The sequence below is a fragment of the Nocardioides sp. L-11A genome, assembly GCA_029961745.1.
Classification (GTDB): Bacteria; Actinomycetota; Actinomycetes; order Propionibacteriales; family Nocardioidaceae; genus Nocardioides.
This window is the reverse complement of sequence record CP124680.1, coordinates 3,563,531-3,581,887: the sequence shown is the minus strand read 5'-3', so window position 1 is coordinate 3,581,887 and position 18,357 is coordinate 3,563,531. Positions and strand designations below refer to the sequence as shown.

Below are 18,357 nucleotides of genomic sequence, written 5' to 3'. Positions count from 1 at the left end.
GAGCGTGTCGCAGACCGGGCTCGCCGCACGGTCCTCGCTTCGCTCGGCCGGCGCTAGGCCGGCAGGTCGCCGCGGGCCTCGCGGGCGCCCTTCCCTGCGAGGGCGTCGGCGCGCTCGTTGCCGGGGTCGCCGGCGTGCCCCTTGACCCAGTGCCAGGTGACGTCGTGGCCGGCCGCGGCGACGTCGAGGCGGCGCCAGAGGTCGTCGTTCTTGACCGGTGCCTTGGCGGCGGTGCGCCAGCCGTTGGCCTTCCACTTCGCGACCCAGGACATGATCCCGTTGCGGACGTAGCTGCTGTCGGTGTGCAGGTCGACGGCGGAGGGCCGGCTGAGCTTCTCGAGCGCCTGGATGGCCGCCATCAGCTCCATCCGGTTGTTGGTCGTGGCCGGGTCGCCGCCGTACAGCTCCAGCTCGTGCTCGCCGTAGCGCAGCACCGCGCCCCACCCGCCGGGCCCCGGGTTGCCCAGGCAGGCGCCGTCGGTGTGGATGGTGACGCGGGAGGTGGATTCGCTCGGCACAGGGGGAGAGCGTACGGCCCCGGAACGACGTGAACCGCGGGCCGTCGGCCCGCGGTTCTGGTGCGCCTCCGGCAGGATTCGAACCTGCGACACCTGGTACCGGAAACCAGTGCTCTATCCCCTGAGCTACGGAGGCATGCGCCGCGACCGATGAGGTCGGTGGCGCGATGAGGAACCCTACCGGGCGATATCCGTGCAAAGGAAACCGGTGCCCCTCGATACGCTGGGGCGGTGACTCCAGCGCAGCTCTCCACCACGATCGTCGACGCCCTCTCGACGCTCGTCGACCAGGGTGACCTCACCCTGCCCGACGGCGTTCCGAGCGAGGTGACGGTGGAGCGACCGCGGCAGAAGGGGCACGGGGACTACGCCACCAATGTCGCGCTGCAGCTGGCCAAGAAGGCGGGGAGCAACCCGCGTGCGCTCGGCGAGCTGCTGGCCGCGCGGCTCAAGGCCGCCGACGGGATCGCCGACGTCGAGCTGGCGGGTCCGGGCTTCCTCAACATCACGGTCGAGGCCGGCGCGCAGGGACAGGTGGCGGCCGACGTGGTCGTCGCCGGCGCGTCGTACGGGCGCACCGACACCCTCGACGGCCAGAAGATCAACGTCGAGTTCATCTCCGCCAACCCGACCGGCCCGCTGCATCTCGGACACACCAGGTGGGCGGTGCTCGGCGATGCGATCGGCCGGGTGCTCGCGGCGGCAGGTGCCGACGTGACCCGCGAGTTCTACATCAACGACCGCGGCGTGCAGATGAACCACTTCGCCGACTCCATCATCGCCTCGGCGCTGGGCCGGCCCAAGCCGGCGGACGGTTACGCCGGCGCGTACGTCGACGACCTCGCGAAGGCCGTCGAGGCGGCCAGCCCCGGGATCTTCCAGCTGGCGGACGACGAGCGGCGGGCCGCCGTACGCGCGAAGGGCTACGAGCTCCAGCTCAAGGAGCAGCAGGACCAGCTCGACGGGTTCAATACGCATTTCGACGTGTGGTTCTCCGAGCTCTCGCTGCACGACTCGGGCTCGGTGCCCGAGACGCTGGCGAGGCTCAAGGAGCTCGGCCACGTCTTCGAGCAGGACGGTGCGCTGTGGATGCGCACGACCGACTTCGGCGACGACAAGGACCGGGTCCTGATCAAGTCCGACGGCGAGCTCACCTACTTCGCGAGCGACACCGCCTACTACCTCGACAAGCGGGCGCGGGGGTTCGACCACTGCATCTACCTGCTCGGCGCCGACCACCACGGGTACGTCGGCCGGCTGCGCGCGATGGCGGCCTGCGTGGGCGACGATCCCGACGTGACCCTCGACGTGATGATCGGCCAGCTGGTGAAGATCCTGCGCGACGGCCAGGAGCTGAAGCTCTCCAAGCGGGCCGGCACGATCGTGACGCTCAACGAGCTCGCCGAGGAGATCGGCGTCGACGCGCTGCGCTACTCCCTGGCGCGCTACCCGGCCGACTCGCCGCTGACCCTCGACGTCGCGGAGATCACCAAGGCCTCCAACGACAACCCGGTCTACTACGTCCAGTACGCCCACGCGCGGACCTGCCGGATGCTCGCCAACGCGGCCGACCTCGGCATGGCGCTTCCCGATCTCGCGACGGGTTTCGACCCGAGCCTGCTCGCCCACGAGCGCGACGGCGAGCTGCTCCGGGCCCTCGCGGAGTACCCACGGGTCGTCGCCAGCGCCGCCGAGCTGCGCGAGCCGCACCGGATCGCCCGGTATCTCGAGGACACCGCCTCGGTCTTCAACAAGTGGTACGACACCAAGGAGTGCCGGATGCTGCCGCAGGGCGACGAGCCGGTCGGCCCGGCCAACCTGGCCCGCCTCGTGCTCGTGGTCGCGACCCAGACGGTGATCGCCAACGGGCTCGACCTGCTCGGCGTCTCCGCGCCGGAGCGGATGTGAGCGCCCACGTCTCGCCCGGTGGGTTCACCGGTACGTCGCCCGTCTGGCTTCGTGAGCCGGCTGACGTCAATGCGCTCGTCCCGGCCCTCTGGCCGGCGTCGGCCCGCAAGGACGACGGGGTCTTGCACATCGGCGGGCTGGCCGTCCCGGACCTGGTGGCTGACGTCAACACCCCGGCGTACGTCCTCGACGAGGACGACTTCCGCGCCCGGGCCCGGGCCTTCCGTGACGGCTTCGCCGGCTACGACGTCTACTACGCCGGCAAGGCATTCCTGTGCACGACCGTCGCCCGCTGGGTGGCGGAGGAGGGCCTGTGCCTCGACGTGTGCAGCGACGGCGAGCTCACCGTGGCGCTGCGGGCCGGGGTCGACCCGGCGCGGATCGGCTACCACGGCAACAACAAGACCGCGATGGAGCTGCGCCGCGCCGTCGACGCCGGCGTCGGCCGGATCATCGTGGACTCCTTCCACGAGATCGAGCGCCTCGCTGACATCGCCCGCCAGCTGGGCGTGACCCAGGGGGTGATGGTGCGCGTCACGGCTGGCGTTGAGGCGCACACCCACGAGTTCATCGCGACCGCCCACGAGGACCAGAAGTTCGGCTTCTCGATCTCGTCGGGCGACGCCTTCGAGGCGGCCTCGCGCGTCCTGGCCGAGGACGGGCTCGAGCTCAGCGGGCTGCACAGCCACATCGGCTCGCAGATCTTCGACACCTCGGGCTGGGAGGTCGCGGCGCGCCGGGTCCTCGCGCTCCACGCCCGGATCGCCACCGAGCTCGGCCGGGTCCTGCCCGAGCTCGACCTCGGCGGCGGCTTCGGCATCGCCTACACCACGCAGGACGACCCCGCCGCCCCGGCCGCGCTCGCCGAGCAGCTCACCCGGATCGTGACGGGGGAGTGCGTCGCGCTGGGCATCGACGTCCCGCACCTCTCGATCGAGCCCGGCCGTGCCATCGTGGGCCCGGCGATGTGCACCGTCTACACGGTGGGCACCGTCAAGGAGGTCGCGCTCGACGGTGGCGCCCGGCGCACCTATGTCTCCGTCGACGGCGGGATGAGCGACAACATCCGCACCGCGCTGTACGACGCCGACTACTCCTGCACCCTCGCCTCCCGCTCGTCCGCGGCGACGCCGGTGCTGGCCCGCGTCGTCGGCAAGCATTGCGAGTCGGGCGACATCGTCGTCAAGGACGAGTTCCTGCCCGGCGACGTCGCACCCGGCGACCTGGTCGCCGTGCCCGGCACGGGCGCCTACGGCCGGTCGATGGCCTCCAACTACAACCACGCCCTCCGTCCGCCGGTGGTCGCGGTCAAGGACGGGCAGTCGCGGGTCATCGTGCGTCGCGAGACCGTCGACGACCTCCTCGCCACCGATCTGGGCTGACCGGGCAGGGCTGGGGGACGGTTCAACTACCGATCTTGTCGTCCGCAGTGGATATCCACGACGAATTCGGTCGTTGAACCGTCGCCGGGAGCAGTCAGGCGCCTGACCGCCCGACGAGGCGGACCGGCCCGTCGCCGTACTCCTGCAGGACGTCGCCGGGGTTCGCCAGCGAGCATGACCGCAGCGACAGGCAGCCGCAGCCGATGCAGTCGTCGAGCGTGTCCCGCAGCCGCTCGAGCCGGGCGATCCGCTCGTCGAGGGCGCCGCGCCACGTCCGTGAGAGGCGGGCCCAGTCCGCCTTCGTCGGCGTCCGGCCCTCGGGGAGGGTGGCCAGGGCGTCCCGGATCTCCGCGAGCGAGACGCCGACACCCTGGGACACGCGGATGAACGCGACCCGGCGCAGCATGTCGCGGTGGTAGCGGCGCTGGTTGCCCGCGGTCCGCAGGCTCGTGATCAGGCCCTCCCGCTCGTAGTAGTGCAGGGCGGACACCGCGACCCCCGAGCGGTGGGCGAGCTCGCCGGGGGTGAGGTCGTGGCTGCGCAGGGCGCGGTTGATGTCGCTCATTGACCTCAACCCTAGTTCAGGTTGTCCACTGGGCGTCATGCTCGCGATCCGCCACCACGCCTTCGGTCCGGCCGACGTCCTTCGGCTCGAGCGGCTCCCCGACCCGGAGCCCGCGTCCGGACAGATGAGGATCGCCGTCGAGGCGGCCGGGGTCCATCTGCTCGACACCTCGATCCGCGCCGGGATGGCGTTCCCGTCGACCCCGCTGCCCGAGCTGCCGATGGTGCCGGGGCGTGAGGTCGCGGGTGTCGTCGACCGGGTCGGCGTCGGTGTCGACGAGGGGTGGCTCGGCCGCCGGGTGGTCGCCCACCTCGGGCCGGGCACGAGGGGCGGCTACGCGGAGCTCACCCTGGTCGATGCCGAGCGCGCCTACGCCATCCCCGACGGACTGGACGCCCCGACGGCGGTCGCCGCGATCGGCACCGGGCGCACCGCCGCCGGCATCCTCGACCACGCCGCGATCTCCGCCGACGACGTGGTCGCCATCACCTCCGCGGCGGGCGGTCTCGGGGCCCTCCTGACCCAGGGGGCGCGCAACGCGGGCGCCCGCACCGTAGGGCTGGCCGGTGGCGCCAAGCTCGACGTCGTCCGCGGCTTCGGCGCCGACACGGTCGTCGACTACCGCGACCCGGGCTGGGCGCAGGTTCTGCGCGCAGCCGAGCCCCGGCTGACGGTGCTCCTCGACGGCGTCGGCGGGGAGGTGCCCCGCACACTCCACGGGCTCCTGGAGCCGGGCGGACGGATGGTGCGGTTCTCCGGCGACACCGAGGGGTACGACGCCCCGGACCGTCCCGTCGTCGACGTCCTCGGTCCGGTCATGCTGCCCAGGCTGGCCGAGTTCGAGCAGCAGGCGCTCGCCGCGGCGGCGGACGGCAGCCGGGTGCCGCACGTGGGGACGGCCCTCCCGCTCGAGGAGGCCGCCGCGGCCCACCGCGCGCTCGAGGAGCGCACGTCCGTCGGCAAGGTGGTCCTCCTGGTCGACCGGTCCGACGGGTGACCGCACTCGTCCCCGCCCCGGTCGCCTCGCCGTGGCGGGGACGGCACGGTCGGACCACGGTCGGAGCCTTCTCCCTCGCCTTCCTCTTCGCGTTCGAGGCGCTCGCCGTCGCGACGGTGATGCCGGACGTCGCCGCCGAGCTCGACGGCCTGCGCTGGTACGCCGTCGCGTTCGCCGCGCCCCTGGCCGCCGCCGTCGTGGCCCTGCCGGTCACCGGTGCCGCGATCGACCGGCTCGGGCCGGGCCCGGTGCTGCGCCGCGGCCTGCTGGTCTTCTGCTCGGGCGTGGTGCTCGCGGGGCTCGCTCCGAGCATGCCGGTCTTCCTGCTCGGCCGGCTCGTCCACGGGTACGGCGGCGGCGTGCTCGGTGTCGCCCTCTACGTGCTCATCGCCCAGGCCTATCCCGAGCAGCTGCGACCGCGGGTCTTCGCCGTCCTCACCCTGGGCTGGGTGCTGCCGGCGCTGGTCGGCCCGGTCGCTGCCGCCGGGGTGGCGGCCACGGTCGGCTGGCGCTGGGTGTTCCTCGGCGTCCCGGTGCTCGCGGTCGCGGCCTGGCTGCTCGTCGCCGACGCGCCCTCGCGCGCCGCGCCGGCCCGCCCGCAGCCGGCCCGGCTGCCGTCCGCTGTGCTCGCCGCCGGCGGGGTGCTGCTGGTCAGCGTCGCCGGTCAGCGCGCGCTCCCGCTCTGGCCGGTGTTCGTCGCGGCCGGGCTCGCGGCGATCGTCGCCGGCGGAGGTCGGCTGCTGCCGCCGCGGGTCTGGACGCTGCGGGCCGGGCTGCCCGCGGTCCTCGGCACCCGGGCCGCGGTCGGCACCGCCTTCGCCACCGCCGAGGTCTACCTGCCGCTGCTGCTGATCCTCGAACGCGATCTCACCCTCACCCAGGCCGGCTGGGTGCTCACCGTCGGCGCCGTCACCTGGTCCGGCGGCGCGGTGCTCGCCGCGCGATGGTCGGTGCTCGCGGACCAGGCCGGACGGGTCCGGCTCGGTGCCGCTCTCCTCGCGCTGGGGATCGGCGGGTTCGTGCTCGTGGTGGTCCCGGGAGTCCCGCTCGTCGTACCGGTGCTGGCCTGGGGGTGCGCAGGCCTCGGCATCGGTATGGCGTTCCCGACGCTGGCGGTGCTGGCGCTCGCCACGGCCACCGCGGGCGAGGAGGGGCGGACCTCGTCGGCGCTCCAGCTCAGCGACTACCTCGCCAACAGCGCCGGCGTCGCGCTCGGAGGCGTCCTCTTCGCCGGCTTCGCCGACACCGCGCCGGTCCCGGCTGCCGCCGCGCTGGTCCTTCTGGGCGCGTTCCTGGGCCTGCTGGCGCTGGTCCCGGCCCGTCGTCTGCACGGCTGACGCGGCCGCAAGGTGTCCGCGATCTGCCGTCCCCGACCGGACGCACCACGACCGCCGATACCCTTGCGGCGTGAACAGTCCTCTCAAGGTTGCCGTGCTCGGCTGCGGGTCGGTGGGGTCGCAGGTGGTGCGCCTCCTCGGTGAGCAGGCCGACGACCTGGCCGCCCGCGTCGGGGCTCCCGTGGAACTCGTCGGGGTCGCCGTACGGCGCCTCGACGCCCCCCGCGAGGTCGACGTGCCGGCCCAGCTGCTCACCACCGACGCCGCCGCGCTCGTCGCCCGCGACGACGTCGACGTCGTGATCGAGGTGATCGGCGGAATCGAGCCGGCCCGATCGCTCATCCTGTCCGCGCTCGAGCACGGAGCGTCGGTCGTCAGCGCCAACAAGGCGCTGCTCGCCGAGGACGGGGCGACCCTGTTCGAGGCCGCCGAGAAGGCCGGCCGCGACCTCTACTACGAGGCTGCCGTCGCCGGCGCCATCCCGATCCTGCGCCCGCTGCGCGAGTCGCTGGCCGGTGACAAGGTCACCCGGGTGCTCGGCATCGTCAACGGCACCACCAACTTCATCCTCGACAAGATGGACACCGCCGGCAGCGGGTTCGGCGACGCGCTCGAGGAGGCGCAGGCCCTCGGCTACGCCGAGGCCGACCCGACCGCCGACGTCGAGGGCTTCGACGCCGCCGCCAAGGCCGCGATCCTGGCGAGCCTGGCGTTCCACTCGCGGGTGACCGCCGCCGACGTGCACCGTGAGGGCATCACCGACGTGACCGCCGGCGACGTCCGCTCCGCGCGCGACATGGGCAGTGTCGTCAAGCTGCTGGCCATCGCCGAGCTGCGCGAGGACATCGACGGGGAGGCGGACGGAGCGATCTCGGTGCGCGTCCACCCGGCGATGATCCCCCGGTCGCACCCGCTGGCCAGCGTCCGCGAGGCCTACAACGCGGTGTTCGTCGAGTCCGAGGCCGCCGGTCAGCTGATGTTCTACGGCCCCGGCGCCGGCGGGTCGCCGACCGCGAGCGCGGTGCTCGGCGACCTCGTCACGGTCGCCCGCAACCACCGTCAGGGCACGCGCGGCGTCGGCGAGTCGGCGTACGCCGACCGGGCGGTGCTCCCGATGGGCGAGACGCGCACCCGCTACCACGTCGCCATCGACGTCGACGACCGCGCCGGTGTTCTCGCCGCGGTGGCGCACGCCTTCGCCGAGAACGGCGTGTCGATCCAGACCGTCCGTCAGGAGGGCCGGGGTGACGACGCCCAGCTCGTCGTCGTCTCGCACGAGGCCACGGATGCGGCCCTGGCCGCGACCGTCGAGCAGTTGCGAGGCATGGAGAACGTCCGCGAGGTCACCTCGGTGATGCGCGTCGAGGGGGCAGAAGAGCAGTGAGCGCGCATCAGTGGCGGGGCGTCATCGAGGAGTACCGCGAGCTCCTCGACATCCCGGCCGACACCCCGGCGGTCACCCTGCGCGAGGGCGGCACCCCGCTGGTCCACTCCGAGTGGCTCACCGGGCTCACCGGCGCCCAGGTGTGGCTCAAGGTCGAGGGCAACAACCCGACCGGCTCGTTCAAGGACCGCGGCATGACCACGGCCCTCTCGGTCGCGGTGCACGAGGGTGCGAAGGCCGTCGTGTGCGCCTCGACCGGCAACACGTCGGCCTCGATGGCCGCGTACGCCGCGAAGGCCGGCGTCACGCCGATCGTGCTGGTCCCCGAGGGCAAGATCTCCGCCGGCAAGATGGCCCAGGCCGTGCTGCACGGCTCCCAGGTCATCCAGGTCCGCGGCAACTTCGACGACTGCCTGCGGATGGCCCGCGAGATGGCGTGGAAGTACCCCGTCGCGCTGGTCAACTCGGTCAACCCGCACCGGCTCGAGGGCCAGAAGACCGCCGCGTTCGAGATCGTCGACTTCCTCGGCGACGCACCCGACTTCCACCTGCTGCCCGTCGGCAACGCCGGCAACATCTCCGCCTACTGGCTCGGCTACACGCAGTACGCCGGCCTGGGGCGGGCCTCGAAGAGGCCGGTCATGCGCGGCTTCCAGGCCGAGGGCGCCGCGCCGCTGGTGACCGGAGAGCCGTTCCCCGACCCGGAGACCCGCGCGACCGCGATCCGGATCGGCAACCCCGCCTCCTGGAAGCTCGCCGAGGCCGCCCGCGACGAGTCCGGCGGCCGGTTCGCCGCCGTCTCCGACGCCCAGATCCTCGCGGCGCAGAAGGCGCTCGCCGCCAACGACGGGGTCTTCGTCGAGCCCGCCTCGGCCGCCGGCATCGCCGGCCTCCTCGCCGAACTCGACGCGGGGGAGTCCTACCAGGGCGCCACCGTCGCGATCACCGTCACCGGCCACGGCCTCAAGGACATCGCCACCGCGCTCGACGGCCTGGTCCTTCCCGAGACCGTGGTCGACGCCGACGTCGACGCCGCCGCGCAGGCCGCCGGACTCTGAGCCGGACCCTGAGACCGATGACCTTCGTGGAGGGCCCGGCCCGGGTCCGGGTGCCCGCGACGTCGGCGAACCTCGGTCCGGGCTTCGACACCCTCGGCCTCGCCCTCGACCTGCACGACCGGCTCGAGGCGGAGGTCACCGCCGGCGGGCTCGTCGTCGAGGTCCGCGGGTACGGCGAGGGCGAGGTCCCGCTCGACGACCGGCATCTCGTCGTCCGGGCCATGCGCGCGACCTTCGACCGGCTCGGCAAGCAGCCGCCCGGCCTGCGACTGTCGTGCACCAACGTGATCCCGCACGCGCGCGGACTCGGCTCCTCCTCGGCCGCGATCGTCGCCGGGGTGTGGCTCGCCCGCGAGCTCGTCGCCGGCGGCCGACTGCTGCTCGACGACGCCGCCCTGCTGGACCTCGCCGCCCGGCTCGAGGGGCACCCGGACAATGTCGCCCCGGCGCTGCTGGGCGGCTTCGTCATCTCCGGCCAGGACGCCGACGGCTCGTTCTGGGCGGTCCCCGGCAGCGTCGACCCGCGGGTGGGCGTCGTGGTGTTCGTGCCCACCACCCCGGTCGAGACGGAGGCGGCGCGCGGCCTGCTCCCGGCCGTCGTACCCCATGGGGACGCGGCGGCGAACGCCGGCCGCGCCGCCCTGCTGGTCGCCGCCCTGTCGAGCCATCCCGAGGAGCTGCTGCGGGCGACCGAGGACCGGCTGCATCAGGAGTACCGCCGCCCGGCGATGCCCGCCAGCCTCGCCCTCGTCGAGGAGTTGCGCGCCGACGGCATCCCCGCGGTGATCTCGGGTGCGGGACCGACCGTGCTGGCCTTCGCCGACGGCCCGGGCTCGGTCACCACCGAGGGTCTGCTCGCGCACTGCCCCGAGGGCTGGACCGGGCGTGCCCTCGCCGTCACCGGGGTCGGCGCCGCGCCCGACGACCACGGGCCGTGACCGCGGCCACTGTGGTGGTACATTGACGCTGCGCCGCAGTTCTCGGCGCCCGGCGAGCGTGCCTCGCCCCTCTTCCAGGTCCACACCGGCCGTCGGCCGGACGGACCTTCGCAGAACCAGACCGATGCGCGTTCCGCCGTCCTCCGGACCCGGAACCCGCGAGATACGTGGGAAGGACTCACGTGACCGAGACCCCCGACTCCACCGCGCCCGCCGCGGAGGCCGCCCCGGCCCCGAAGAAGCGCGCCGGTGGACTCAACGCCATGCTGCTGGCCGACCTCAAGGCGATGGCCAACGGCATGGGCATCCCCGGCGCCGGCTCGATGCGGAAGGCCGCGCTCGTCGACGCGATCAAGGCCGCCCAGGCCGGCGGCGCCGGACGGCGCAGTGCGCCGGCGTCCGATGCGTCCCCGGCGGGCGCGCCGACGAGTGAGGCTCCGCGGAGCGACGCGCCGAGGGCCGACGCGCCGAAGAGCGACGCACCGAAGGCCGACGCGTCGAAGAGCGACGCGCCGAAGGCCGACGCGCCGAAGGCCGACGCGCCGAAGAGCGACGCGCCCAAGGCCGAGGCGCCCAAGGCCGAGGCGACCGCCTCCGACGCGCCCCGGGGCGAGACCAGGTCCGAGCGGCAGACCGCACCGCGGGCCGCGTCCAAGGCGGACCGGAAGGCCGACCAGGGCGAGGCGAAGCAGGAGCGCAGGGCCGAGCAGAAGTCCGAGCAGAAGTCCGAGCAGAAGTCCGAGCAGAAGTCCGAGCAGCGCACCGACCAGCGTGGCGACCAGCGTGGCGAGCAGCGTGGCGAGCAGAAGGGCGGCCAGGCCAAGGTCACCCAGCGCCAGCGTCAGCAGGACGGGAAGCAGGACGGGAAGCAGGACGCCAAGCAGGACGGCGCCGGCCGCTCGGGCAACCAGCAGCAGAAGCAGCAGCAGGACCAGTCCCGTGCCGACGTCCCGAAGCCGGAGGCGGCGCGCGACCAGGACGATCTCGACGACGACGGCGAGGGCGGCAGCCGCCGCAACCGGCGTCGCCGCGGCCGGGACCGCGACCGGGCCGCGCGGACGGGCCGGGAGCCCGACACCGAGGTCCGTGAGGACGACGTCCTGGTGCCGGCCGCCGGCATCCTCGACGTCCTCGACAACTACGCGTTCGTCCGCACCGGCGGCTACCTCGCCGGGCCCGACGACGTCTACCTCTCGCTGTCGATGGTCCGCAAGTACGGCCTGCGCCGCGGCGACGCCATCACCGGCCAGGTGCGCCAGCCGCGCGACGGTGAGCGCCGCGAGAAGTTCAATCCGATGGTCCGCATCGAGTCGGTCAACGGCGTCGACCCGGAGCAGGCGAAGAACCGGGTGGAGTTCACCCAGCTCACCCCCGTCTCGCCGACCGACCGGCTGCGGATGGAGACCGGCTCCGACGACCTCACCGGCCGCCTCATCGACATGGCGGCCCCGGTCGGCAAGGGCCAGCGCGGGCTCATCGTGTCGCCCGCCCGTGCGGGCAAGACCACCCTGCTGCAGTCGATCGCCAACGCGATCACCGCCAACAACCCCGAGTGCCACCTGATGGTCGTCCTCGTCGACGAGCGGCCCGAGGAGGTCACCGACTTCGAGCGCTCGATCAAGGGCGAGGTCATCGCGAGCACGTTCGACCGGCCCGCGATCGACCACACCACGGTCGCCGAGCTGGCCGTCGAGCGCGCCAAGCGGCTGGTCGAGCTGGGCCACGACGTCGTCATCCTGCTCGACGGGCTGACCCGCCTCGGCCGCGCGTACAACCTGGCGGCGCCCGCCAGCGGCCGGATCCTGTCCGGCGGGGTCGACTCGTCGGCGCTGTTCCCGCCGAAGCGGTTCTTCGGCGCGGCCCGCAAGATCGAGAACGGCGGCTCGCTGACCATCCTCGCGACCGCGGTCGTCGACTCGGGATCGCGGGTGGACGAGGTCATCTTCGAGGAGCTGCGCGGCACCGAGAACCTCGAGCTGCGGCTGCGCAGCGAGTTCGCCGAGAAGCGGCAGTTCCCGGCCATCGACGTGGTCGCCTCCGGAACCCGCCGCGAGGAGCTGCTGCTCGGCAAGGAGGAGCTGGAGATCATCTGGAAGCTCCGCCGCGAGCTCGCCGACGGCGACCGTGCCGAGCAGCACGCCGCGCTGCTCCAGCGACTGCGCGGCTCCCGCACCAACTACGAGTTCCTGCTCAAGGTGCAGCGCGACTGAGCCCTGTGGCCGGGCGCGCCGCGCATTTGGGTGGCGTGCCCGGCGCCCGTAGAATCGACTGTTGGCTCCGGTTCACGCTCCGCACCCCGCGCGGCGACCCGGACCCGTGAGAGGACACCATGAAGAAGGACATCCACCCCGACTACGTCGTGACCCAGGTGACCTGCACCTGCGGCGCCAGCTTCACGACGCGCAGCACCGCGACCTCCGGCTCGATCCACGCCGACGTCTGCTCGCAGTGCCACCCGTTCTACACCGGCAAGCAGAAGATCCTCGACACCGGCGGCCGCGTCGCCCGCTTCGAGGCCCGCTACGCCAAGGCCGCCAAGAAGTAGCTGCCTTCCAGCGCCGGCCGTCCGCACCCGCGGACGGCCGGCGTTTCGCTTTGTCCCGGCCACTTGACGGGCATTTCTGGCACTTGGCGGGCGTTGCAACGCCCGCCAAGCGTCGGAATCGCCGGTCGACCGGCGATTCCTGCAGCCGCACCACCACCCGAGGAGCCCAGGTGTTCGAAGCCGTCGAGAGCATGCTCGCCGAGCACGCCGACCTCGAGGCGAGGCTGGCGCTGCCCGAGACCCACGCCGACGCCCGGCTGGCGCGCACCATCAACCGCCGCTACGCCGAGCTCGACGCGGTGATCGCGACGTGGCGGGAGTGGCAGCGGTACGGCGAGGATGCGGATGCCGCGCGGGAGCTGGCCGCCGACGACCCGGCGTTCGCCGAGGAGGTCGACGCCCTCCTCGTCCAGCGGGAGGAGGCGGCCGAGCGGCTGCGCCGGCTGCTGGTGCCGCGTGACCCCGCCGACGACAAGGACGTCCTGCTGGAGGTGAAGTCCGGTGAGGGCGGCGAGGAGAGCGCGCTCTTCGCCGGCGACCTGCTGCGGATGTACAGCCGCTACGCCGAGCGCCGCGGCTGGAAGACCGAGATCCTCGACGCCACCGAGTCCGACCTCGGCGGCTACAAGTCCGTGACCGTCGCGGTGAAGAGCACCGGTGCGGCGACATCGGAGGCCGGCCAGACGCCGTACGCGCTGTTGAAGTTCGAGGGCGGTGTCCACCGGGTCCAGCGGGTGCCGGTCACCGAGTCCCAGGGCCGGATCCACACCAGCGCGGCGGGCGTGCTGGTCATGCCCGAGGCCGAGCAGGTCGACGTCGAGATCAACGACAACGACCTGCGCATCGACGTCTTCCGCTCCTCGGGCCCGGGCGGCCAGAGTGTCAACACGACCGACTCGGCGGTGCGGATCACCCACGTGCCGACCGGGATCGTGGTCAGCTGCCAGAACGAGAAGTCGCAGCTGCAGAACAAGGAGCAGGCGCTGCGCATCCTGCGTGCCCGGCTGCTCCAGGCCGCCCAGGAGGCCGCCGACGCCGAGGCCAGCGACGCCCGGCGCAGCCAGGTCCGCACGGTCGACCGCTCGGAGCGGATCCGCACCTACAACTTCCCGGAGAACCGGATCTCCGACCACCGCACCGGCTACAAGGCCTACAACCTCGACCAGGTCCTCGACGGCGACCTCCAGCCGGTCCTCGACTCCTGCGTCGAGGCCGACCTGGCCGCCCGCCTGGCCGCACTCGAGGACTGACCGAGCGATGAGCGGGCCCAGGCAGCTGCTCCGCGACGCCGCCGACCGACTCCGGGCCGCGGGTGTCGCCAGCCCCGAGCACGACGCCGGCGAGCTGCTCGCGCACGTCCTGGGCACCACCCGCGCCCAGCTGCCGCTGGTCGCCGAGGTCGGGTCCGACCACGCCCACCGGTACGACGACCTGCTGGCGCGCCGCGCCGCCCGGGAGCCGCTCCAGCACCTGCTCGGGGCGGCCTGGTTCCGTCACGTCGAGGTCGCCGTGGGTCCGGGAGTCTTCGTGCCGCGTCCCGAGACCGAGCTGCTCGCCGGCTGGGCGATCGAGCACGCCACCGCCATCGCGGCGACCGGGGCACAGCCGGTCGTCGTCGACCTGTGCACCGGCTCCGGGGTGATCGCCAAGAGCATCGCCGACGAGGTGCCGCGGGCGCAGGTGCACGCCGTCGAGCTGGACCCGCCCGCCCACGCCTGGGCCGAGCGCAACCTGGCCGGCACCGGCGTCGAGCTGCGTCTCGGCGACCTCGCCACGGCGTTCGAGGAGCTTGCGGGGGAGGTCGACGTGCTGGTCAGCAACCCGCCGTACGTGCCGCTGGAGGCGTGGGAGTCGGTGGCCGTCGAGGCGCGCGACCACGACCCGCACCTCGCCCTGTTCTCGGGCGACGACGGCCTCGACGCGATCCGGGTGATCGCGCGGCGCGGGCTGGTCCTGCTCCGGCCGGGCGGCGTCGTCGGCGTCGAGCACGCCGATGTGCAGGGCGCGTCGGCCCCGGCGGTGTTCAGCGACGGCGGGCGGTGGGCGGAGGTCCGCGACCACCGCGACCTCGCCGGGCGCCCCCGGTTCACCACGGCACGCCGCCCGCGCCACGAGGGCGCGACGGTGGGAGGATGGACGGCGTGAGTGCCGAGCGGTTCCCGACCGAGACCGACGAGGAGCGCGAGACCGCGCTCGACGCGGCCAGCCGTGCCGTCCGACTGGGCCGCCTGGTCGTGCTCCCCACCGACACCGTCTACGGCGTCGGTGCCGACGCCTTCGACCCCGACGCCGTGGCCCGGCTGCTGGCCGCCAAGGGCCGGGGCCGCGAGATGCCGCCGCCGGTGCTCGTCGGCACCAAGGGCACGCTCGAGGCCCTCGCCACCCGGGTGCCGCCGTACGTCGCCCCGCTGGTGGAGCGGTTCTGGCCGGGCGCGTTGACCATCGTGTGCCACCAGCAGCCGTCGCTGCAGTGGGACCTCGGCGAGACCCGCGGCACGGTCGCCGTCCGGATGCCCGACCATGCGGTCGCCCGCGCACTGCTGGATCGCACCGGACCGCTCGCGGTGAGCTCCGCCAACCTCTCCGGCCGTCCGGCCGCGCTCGACGCGGACGCGGCGACCGAGATGCTGGGGGAGGCGGTCGCGGTCGTCGTCGACGGCGGCGCCGCGCCCGGCGGGGTGGCCTCGACCATCATCGACGCCACCACCGACCGGCCACGGCTGTTGCGGCTCGGCGCGATCCCGGTCGCCGATCTCGATGCGGCGCTCGCCGATCTCGGGCTGACCGTCGAGGTCGAGCCCGAGCCCGACGCCGGGTCTGAGACCGACGCCGAGGCGGAGCGGGAGGAGGCCGGGCCCGCCGATGCGTGAGTACCTCGTCGTCTTCCTCGTCGCCGCGATCGTCACCCACCTGCTGACGGTCGTGGCCAGGGAGATCGCGATCCGCACCGGAGCGGTCGCCAAGGTCCGCGACCGCGACGTCCACGCCGAGCCGATCCCGTACCTCGGCGGACTCGCCATGCTCGGCGGTCTGTGGGCGGCCTACCTCGTCGCCCAGCAACTGCCCTTCCTGAGCACCCGCAACCCGTTCGCGAGCGACGCCCTGCCCGTCCTGGTGGCGGGCACGCTGGTGTGCGCGGTCGGCGTCGTCGACGACATCCTCGACCTCGACGCCCTCACCAAGTTCGGCGGCCAGGTGCTCGCGGTGGGTGTGCTCGTCTACGCCGGCATCCAGTTCAAGTACTTCTACCAGTCCACGGGCGAGGTCTTCTCCCTCGATCCCAGCCAGGGCGCGCTGCTCACCGCCTTCGTGGTGCTCGCGACCGTCAATGCGGTCAACTTCATCGACGGCCTCGACGGCCTCGCGGCGGGGGTGATCGGCATCAGCGCCGCCGCCTTCTTCCTGTTCTGCTACGCGCTGGCCTATCTCAACGACCTCACCCTGGCCACGACCGGCGCGATGCTCGCCGCCGCGCTGACCGGCGCCTGCGCGGGCTTCCTGGTCCACAACTTCCACCCGGCCCGCCTGTTCATGGGCGACAGCGGGTCGATGCTGATCGGGCTGGTCCTGTCGGCCACGGCGATCACCATCACCACCCAGTTCCCCCCGGGCGACCTCGTCGAGGGCGCGGACGGCGCCCGGGCCAGCCTGCTGCCCGTCTTCCTGCCCTTCGCGCTGCCGATCCTGATCCTGATCGTGCCGCTGGCCGACCTGGTCCTGGCCGTCGTACGCCGCACGCGGGCCGGCCGCTCGCCCTTCGCACCGGACAAGCAGCACCTGCACCACCGACTGCTCGAGATCGGCCACTCGCACCGCCGGGCCGTGATCATCATGTGGATGTGGGCCGGTCTGATCGCCTTCGGCGTGGTCCTGGCGAGCGTGTTCACCGGGCCCGTCGTATGGGTCGGTCTCGGCGTCAGCCTGCTCGTCACGGTCGGCCTGACCTTCGTACTGCCCCACGTGCACGACCCCAACGAGGTCGTCGGCGAGGCGGCGGGGGAGTCCGTGCCCACCCCCGATTCGGAGCCCTCCGGGACTTTGTGATAACTTTCACGAACTCCCGGAGTACGCCTCCGGGGACCGCCCACGCACCCGAGCAGGACGGCCGCCGACGATGACGACCGAAGCCCGACGAACACCCCCCGTGGTGCTGCGCGCGGCCTTCGCCTCCGTGCTCGGCGCGGTCGCGCTCGTCGTGGTGGGCGCCGTCGCCGGCGGCTCCGACGCCGCCGCGGGGGCGGCCGTCGGGGGAGCGATCGCGGTCGGCGTCCTGGCCTTCGGGGCCTTCGCCGTCGACGCCGTCTCCCGGCTGATGCCGACGGCCGCGCTGCTGTTCGCGATGGTGACCTACGCCTTCCAAGTGGTGGCTATGGCGCTGGTCTTCGTGGCGCTCAACGAGTCCGGTCTGCTCGACGGCGCGCTGGACAGCATGTGGGTCGGCATCGCCATCATCGCGGGCGTCTTCGTGTGGATGACGGTGCAGATCGTGCTGGCCACGACGGCCCGGATCCCGGCCTTCGAGCCGCGGCCCGTGGCCCCGGTGGAGGGCGGTGCGCGATGACCCGAGCCGACTGCTATTGTCCGGGTCGCAATGAGTCAGCCCGAGGAGAAGCCCCAGGGCGACCCGTGGCATGCGTTCGGCTACGTCGTGGCCGGGGTCGCGTTCTACGGCTTCCTCGGTTGGCTCGCGGATCGCTGGCTGGGCACCACGTTCCTCGTTGCGGTCGGCATTCTCGCGGGTGCCGCGCTGGGGATCTACATGACGGCCAAGCGGTTCCGCACGATGCCGCCCGGCTCACCAGATTCGCCGCACAGCCCCAAGCCCGACAGTACCGACGAGCAGTGACCGCAGAGGAGACCTGGTGACCATCGCAGCCAGCGCCACCATCGCCGCCGAGAGTGGGGACGGGTTCAACGCCCCGGGCCCCAGCCTCTTCGAGCTCCCCGGCATCGCCGGGACCGATGTGACCAAGCCGATGGCGCTGCTCGTCCTGGCCGCGATCATCGTGTTCACCTTCTTCTACCTCTCCTCGCGCAAGCGGGCCCTGGTCCCGGGCAAGCTGCAGTTCGCCGGCGAGGGCGCCTACGGCTTCGTCCGCAACGGCGTCGCGCGCGACATCATCGGCAGCCACGACTTCCAGAAGTTCGTGCCCTATCTCGTCACGGTCTTCTTCTTCATCCTGGTCAACAACCTGTTCGGCACCGTGCCGTTCATCCAGTTCCCGAGCTTCAGCCGGGCGGGCATGGCCTATGCCCTGGCCGGAGTCTCCTGGGTGGTCTACAACGCGGTCGGTGTGCACAAGCACGGCCTGCTCGGCTACCTCAAGCTGCAGTGCATCCCCTCCGGCGTGAGCCCCGTGATGTACCCGCTGCTGGTCCCGCTGGAGTTCTTCTCCAACATCCTGGTCCGCCCGGTGACCCTGGCCCTGCGTCTGTTCTGCAACCTGTTCGCGGGCCACATCCTGGTCGCGCTGTTCGCCACCGGCGGCCTCTACCTCATCCAGCACGTCGGGGGCGTCGGCTACATCGCCGGCCCGGTGGCCTGGCTGCTGGCGATCCTGGTCTTCTTCCTGGAGATCCTGGTCCAGTTCCTGCAGGCCTACGTGTTCGCCCTGCTCAACGCCATGTACATCCAGGGCGCGCTCGCCGACGAGCACTGACGCAGTCCCTGTCCCACCACAACCCCACAGTTCTCACACGAGAAAACAACCCGAAAGGAAAGTAG

Annotated in this window: 18 protein-coding genes and 1 tRNA gene; 16 read left to right on the top strand and 3 right to left on the bottom strand. The window is 72.8% G+C overall.

Features of this window, described 5'->3' with window-relative positions:
• Nucleotides 1-53: 53 nt before the first annotated feature.
• Together rnhA and QJ852_17225 are read right to left on the bottom strand one after the other, a co-directional pair.
• Nucleotides 54-518: a ribonuclease HI gene (gene rnhA / locus QJ852_17230; protein ID WGX94895.1), complete on the bottom strand. Its 465-nt coding sequence runs from the start codon at nucleotides 516-518 to the stop codon at nucleotides 54-56.
• A 63-nt stretch (nucleotides 519-581) separates the two neighbouring features.
• Nucleotides 582-654, bottom strand: a tRNA-Arg gene (locus QJ852_17225).
• Between the two features lie 95 nt (nucleotides 655-749).
• On the opposite strand from QJ852_17225, the gene argS reads away from it, so the two are divergent.
• Both argS and lysA read left to right on the top strand, forming a co-directional pair.
• Entirely contained in the window at nucleotides 750-2,426 is a 1,677-nt protein-coding gene (gene argS / locus QJ852_17220) for an arginine--tRNA ligase (protein WGX94894.1), read from the top strand.
• The gene (gene lysA, locus QJ852_17215; protein ID WGX94893.1) at nucleotides 2,423-3,808 is read left to right on the top strand and encodes a diaminopimelate decarboxylase; all 1,386 of its coding nucleotides are present in this window, start codon (nucleotides 2,423-2,425) and stop codon (nucleotides 3,806-3,808) included. Before argS ends, lysA begins: the two co-directional genes overlap by 4 nt.
• A 94-nt stretch (nucleotides 3,809-3,902) precedes the next feature.
• Here the strand turns inward: lysA and soxR are convergent, their stop codons facing one another.
• Entirely contained in the window at nucleotides 3,903-4,373 is a 471-nt protein-coding gene (soxR, locus tag QJ852_17210; protein WGX94892.1) for a redox-sensitive transcriptional activator SoxR, read from the bottom strand.
• Between the two features lie 37 nt (nucleotides 4,374-4,410).
• On the opposite strand from soxR, the gene QJ852_17205 reads away from it, so the two are divergent.
• The 14 genes from QJ852_17205 to atpB all read left to right on the top strand — a co-directional run bounded on the left by QJ852_17205 (nucleotide 4,411) and on the right by atpB (nucleotide 18,292).
• Nucleotides 4,411-5,370, top strand: a complete 960-nt coding sequence (locus QJ852_17205) for a zinc-binding dehydrogenase (protein WGX94891.1) — start codon at nucleotides 4,411-4,413, stop codon at nucleotides 5,368-5,370.
• Complete coding sequence (locus tag QJ852_17200; GenBank protein ID WGX94890.1) at nucleotides 5,367-6,707, top strand: MFS transporter; 1,341 nt, start codon at nucleotides 5,367-5,369, stop codon at nucleotides 6,705-6,707. The genes QJ852_17205 and QJ852_17200 overlap by 4 nt, the downstream gene beginning before the upstream one ends.
• A gap of 70 nt (nucleotides 6,708-6,777) precedes the next feature.
• Complete coding sequence (locus QJ852_17195) at nucleotides 6,778-8,091, top strand: homoserine dehydrogenase (GenBank protein WGX94889.1); 1,314 nt, start codon at nucleotides 6,778-6,780, stop codon at nucleotides 8,089-8,091.
• Nucleotides 8,088-9,149 carry a threonine synthase gene (gene thrC, locus QJ852_17190; GenBank protein WGX94888.1) on the top strand — a complete coding sequence of 354 codons (1,062 nt, stop codon included), beginning with the start codon at nucleotides 8,088-8,090 and terminating at the stop codon, nucleotides 9,147-9,149. Before QJ852_17195 ends, thrC begins: the two co-directional genes overlap by 4 nt.
• A 17-nt stretch (nucleotides 9,150-9,166) precedes the next feature.
• Nucleotides 9,167-10,087, top strand: coding sequence for a homoserine kinase (thrB, locus tag QJ852_17185; GenBank protein WGX94887.1), 921 nt, complete (start codon nucleotides 9,167-9,169; stop codon nucleotides 10,085-10,087).
• A gap of 182 nt (nucleotides 10,088-10,269) precedes the next feature.
• The gene (rho, locus tag QJ852_17180) at nucleotides 10,270-12,297 is read left to right on the top strand and encodes a transcription termination factor Rho (protein ID WGX94886.1); all 2,028 of its coding nucleotides are present in this window, start codon (nucleotides 10,270-10,272) and stop codon (nucleotides 12,295-12,297) included.
• Nucleotides 12,298-12,416: 119 nt separating this feature from the next.
• Nucleotides 12,417-12,632: a 50S ribosomal protein L31 gene (rpmE, locus tag QJ852_17175; protein ID WGX94885.1), complete on the top strand. Its 216-nt coding sequence runs from the start codon at nucleotides 12,417-12,419 to the stop codon at nucleotides 12,630-12,632.
• A 170-nt stretch (nucleotides 12,633-12,802) separates the two neighbouring features.
• Entirely contained in the window at nucleotides 12,803-13,882 is a 1,080-nt protein-coding gene (gene prfA, locus QJ852_17170; protein WGX94884.1) for a peptide chain release factor 1, read from the top strand.
• Between the two features lie 7 nt (nucleotides 13,883-13,889).
• Nucleotides 13,890-14,777 carry a peptide chain release factor N(5)-glutamine methyltransferase gene (gene prmC / locus QJ852_17165; protein WGX94883.1) on the top strand — a complete coding sequence of 296 codons (888 nt, stop codon included), beginning with the start codon at nucleotides 13,890-13,892 and terminating at the stop codon, nucleotides 14,775-14,777.
• A complete protein-coding gene (locus QJ852_17160; GenBank protein WGX94882.1) occupies nucleotides 14,774-15,502 on the top strand; it encodes an L-threonylcarbamoyladenylate synthase in 729 nt (242 codons plus the stop codon). The genes prmC and QJ852_17160 overlap by 4 nt, the downstream gene beginning before the upstream one ends.
• Nucleotides 15,495-16,676 carry an MraY family glycosyltransferase gene (locus QJ852_17155; GenBank protein ID WGX94881.1) on the top strand — a complete coding sequence of 394 codons (1,182 nt, stop codon included), beginning with the start codon at nucleotides 15,495-15,497 and terminating at the stop codon, nucleotides 16,674-16,676. Before QJ852_17160 ends, QJ852_17155 begins: the two co-directional genes overlap by 8 nt.
• A gap of 70 nt (nucleotides 16,677-16,746) precedes the next feature.
• Complete coding sequence (locus QJ852_17150) at nucleotides 16,747-17,193, top strand: hypothetical protein (GenBank protein WGX94880.1); 447 nt, start codon at nucleotides 16,747-16,749, stop codon at nucleotides 17,191-17,193.
• 30 nt (nucleotides 17,194-17,223) lie between these two features.
• Nucleotides 17,224-17,478, top strand: coding sequence for an AtpZ/AtpI family protein (locus QJ852_17145; protein WGX94879.1), 255 nt, complete (start codon nucleotides 17,224-17,226; stop codon nucleotides 17,476-17,478).
• A gap of 16 nt (nucleotides 17,479-17,494) precedes the next feature.
• Nucleotides 17,495-18,292, top strand: a complete 798-nt coding sequence (atpB, locus tag QJ852_17140) for a F0F1 ATP synthase subunit A (protein ID WGX94878.1) — start codon at nucleotides 17,495-17,497, stop codon at nucleotides 18,290-18,292.
• The last annotated feature ends 65 nt before the right edge of the window (nucleotides 18,293-18,357 follow it).

Excerpts from the sequence above, each read along its gene's own strand:
- soxR (WGX94892.1), bottom strand. The coding sequence starts at position 4,373 with ATGAGCGACATCAACCGCGCCCTGCGCAGCCACGACCTCACCCCCGGC.
- QJ852_17205 (WGX94891.1), top strand. The coding sequence starts at position 4,411 with ATGCTCGCGATCCGCCACCACGCCTTCGGTCCGGCCGACGTCCTTCGG.
- thrB (WGX94887.1), top strand. The coding sequence starts at position 9,167 with ATGACCTTCGTGGAGGGCCCGGCCCGGGTCCGGGTGCCCGCGACGTCG.
- rpmE (WGX94885.1), top strand. The coding sequence starts at position 12,417 with ATGAAGAAGGACATCCACCCCGACTACGTCGTGACCCAGGTGACCTGC.
- prmC (WGX94883.1), top strand. The coding sequence starts at position 13,890 with ATGAGCGGGCCCAGGCAGCTGCTCCGCGACGCCGCCGACCGACTCCGG.
- QJ852_17155 (WGX94881.1), top strand. The coding sequence starts at position 15,495 with ATGCGTGAGTACCTCGTCGTCTTCCTCGTCGCCGCGATCGTCACCCAC.
- QJ852_17150 (WGX94880.1), top strand. The coding sequence starts at position 16,747 with ATGACGACCGAAGCCCGACGAACACCCCCCGTGGTGCTGCGCGCGGCC.
- QJ852_17145 (WGX94879.1), top strand. The coding sequence starts at position 17,224 with ATGAGTCAGCCCGAGGAGAAGCCCCAGGGCGACCCGTGGCATGCGTTC.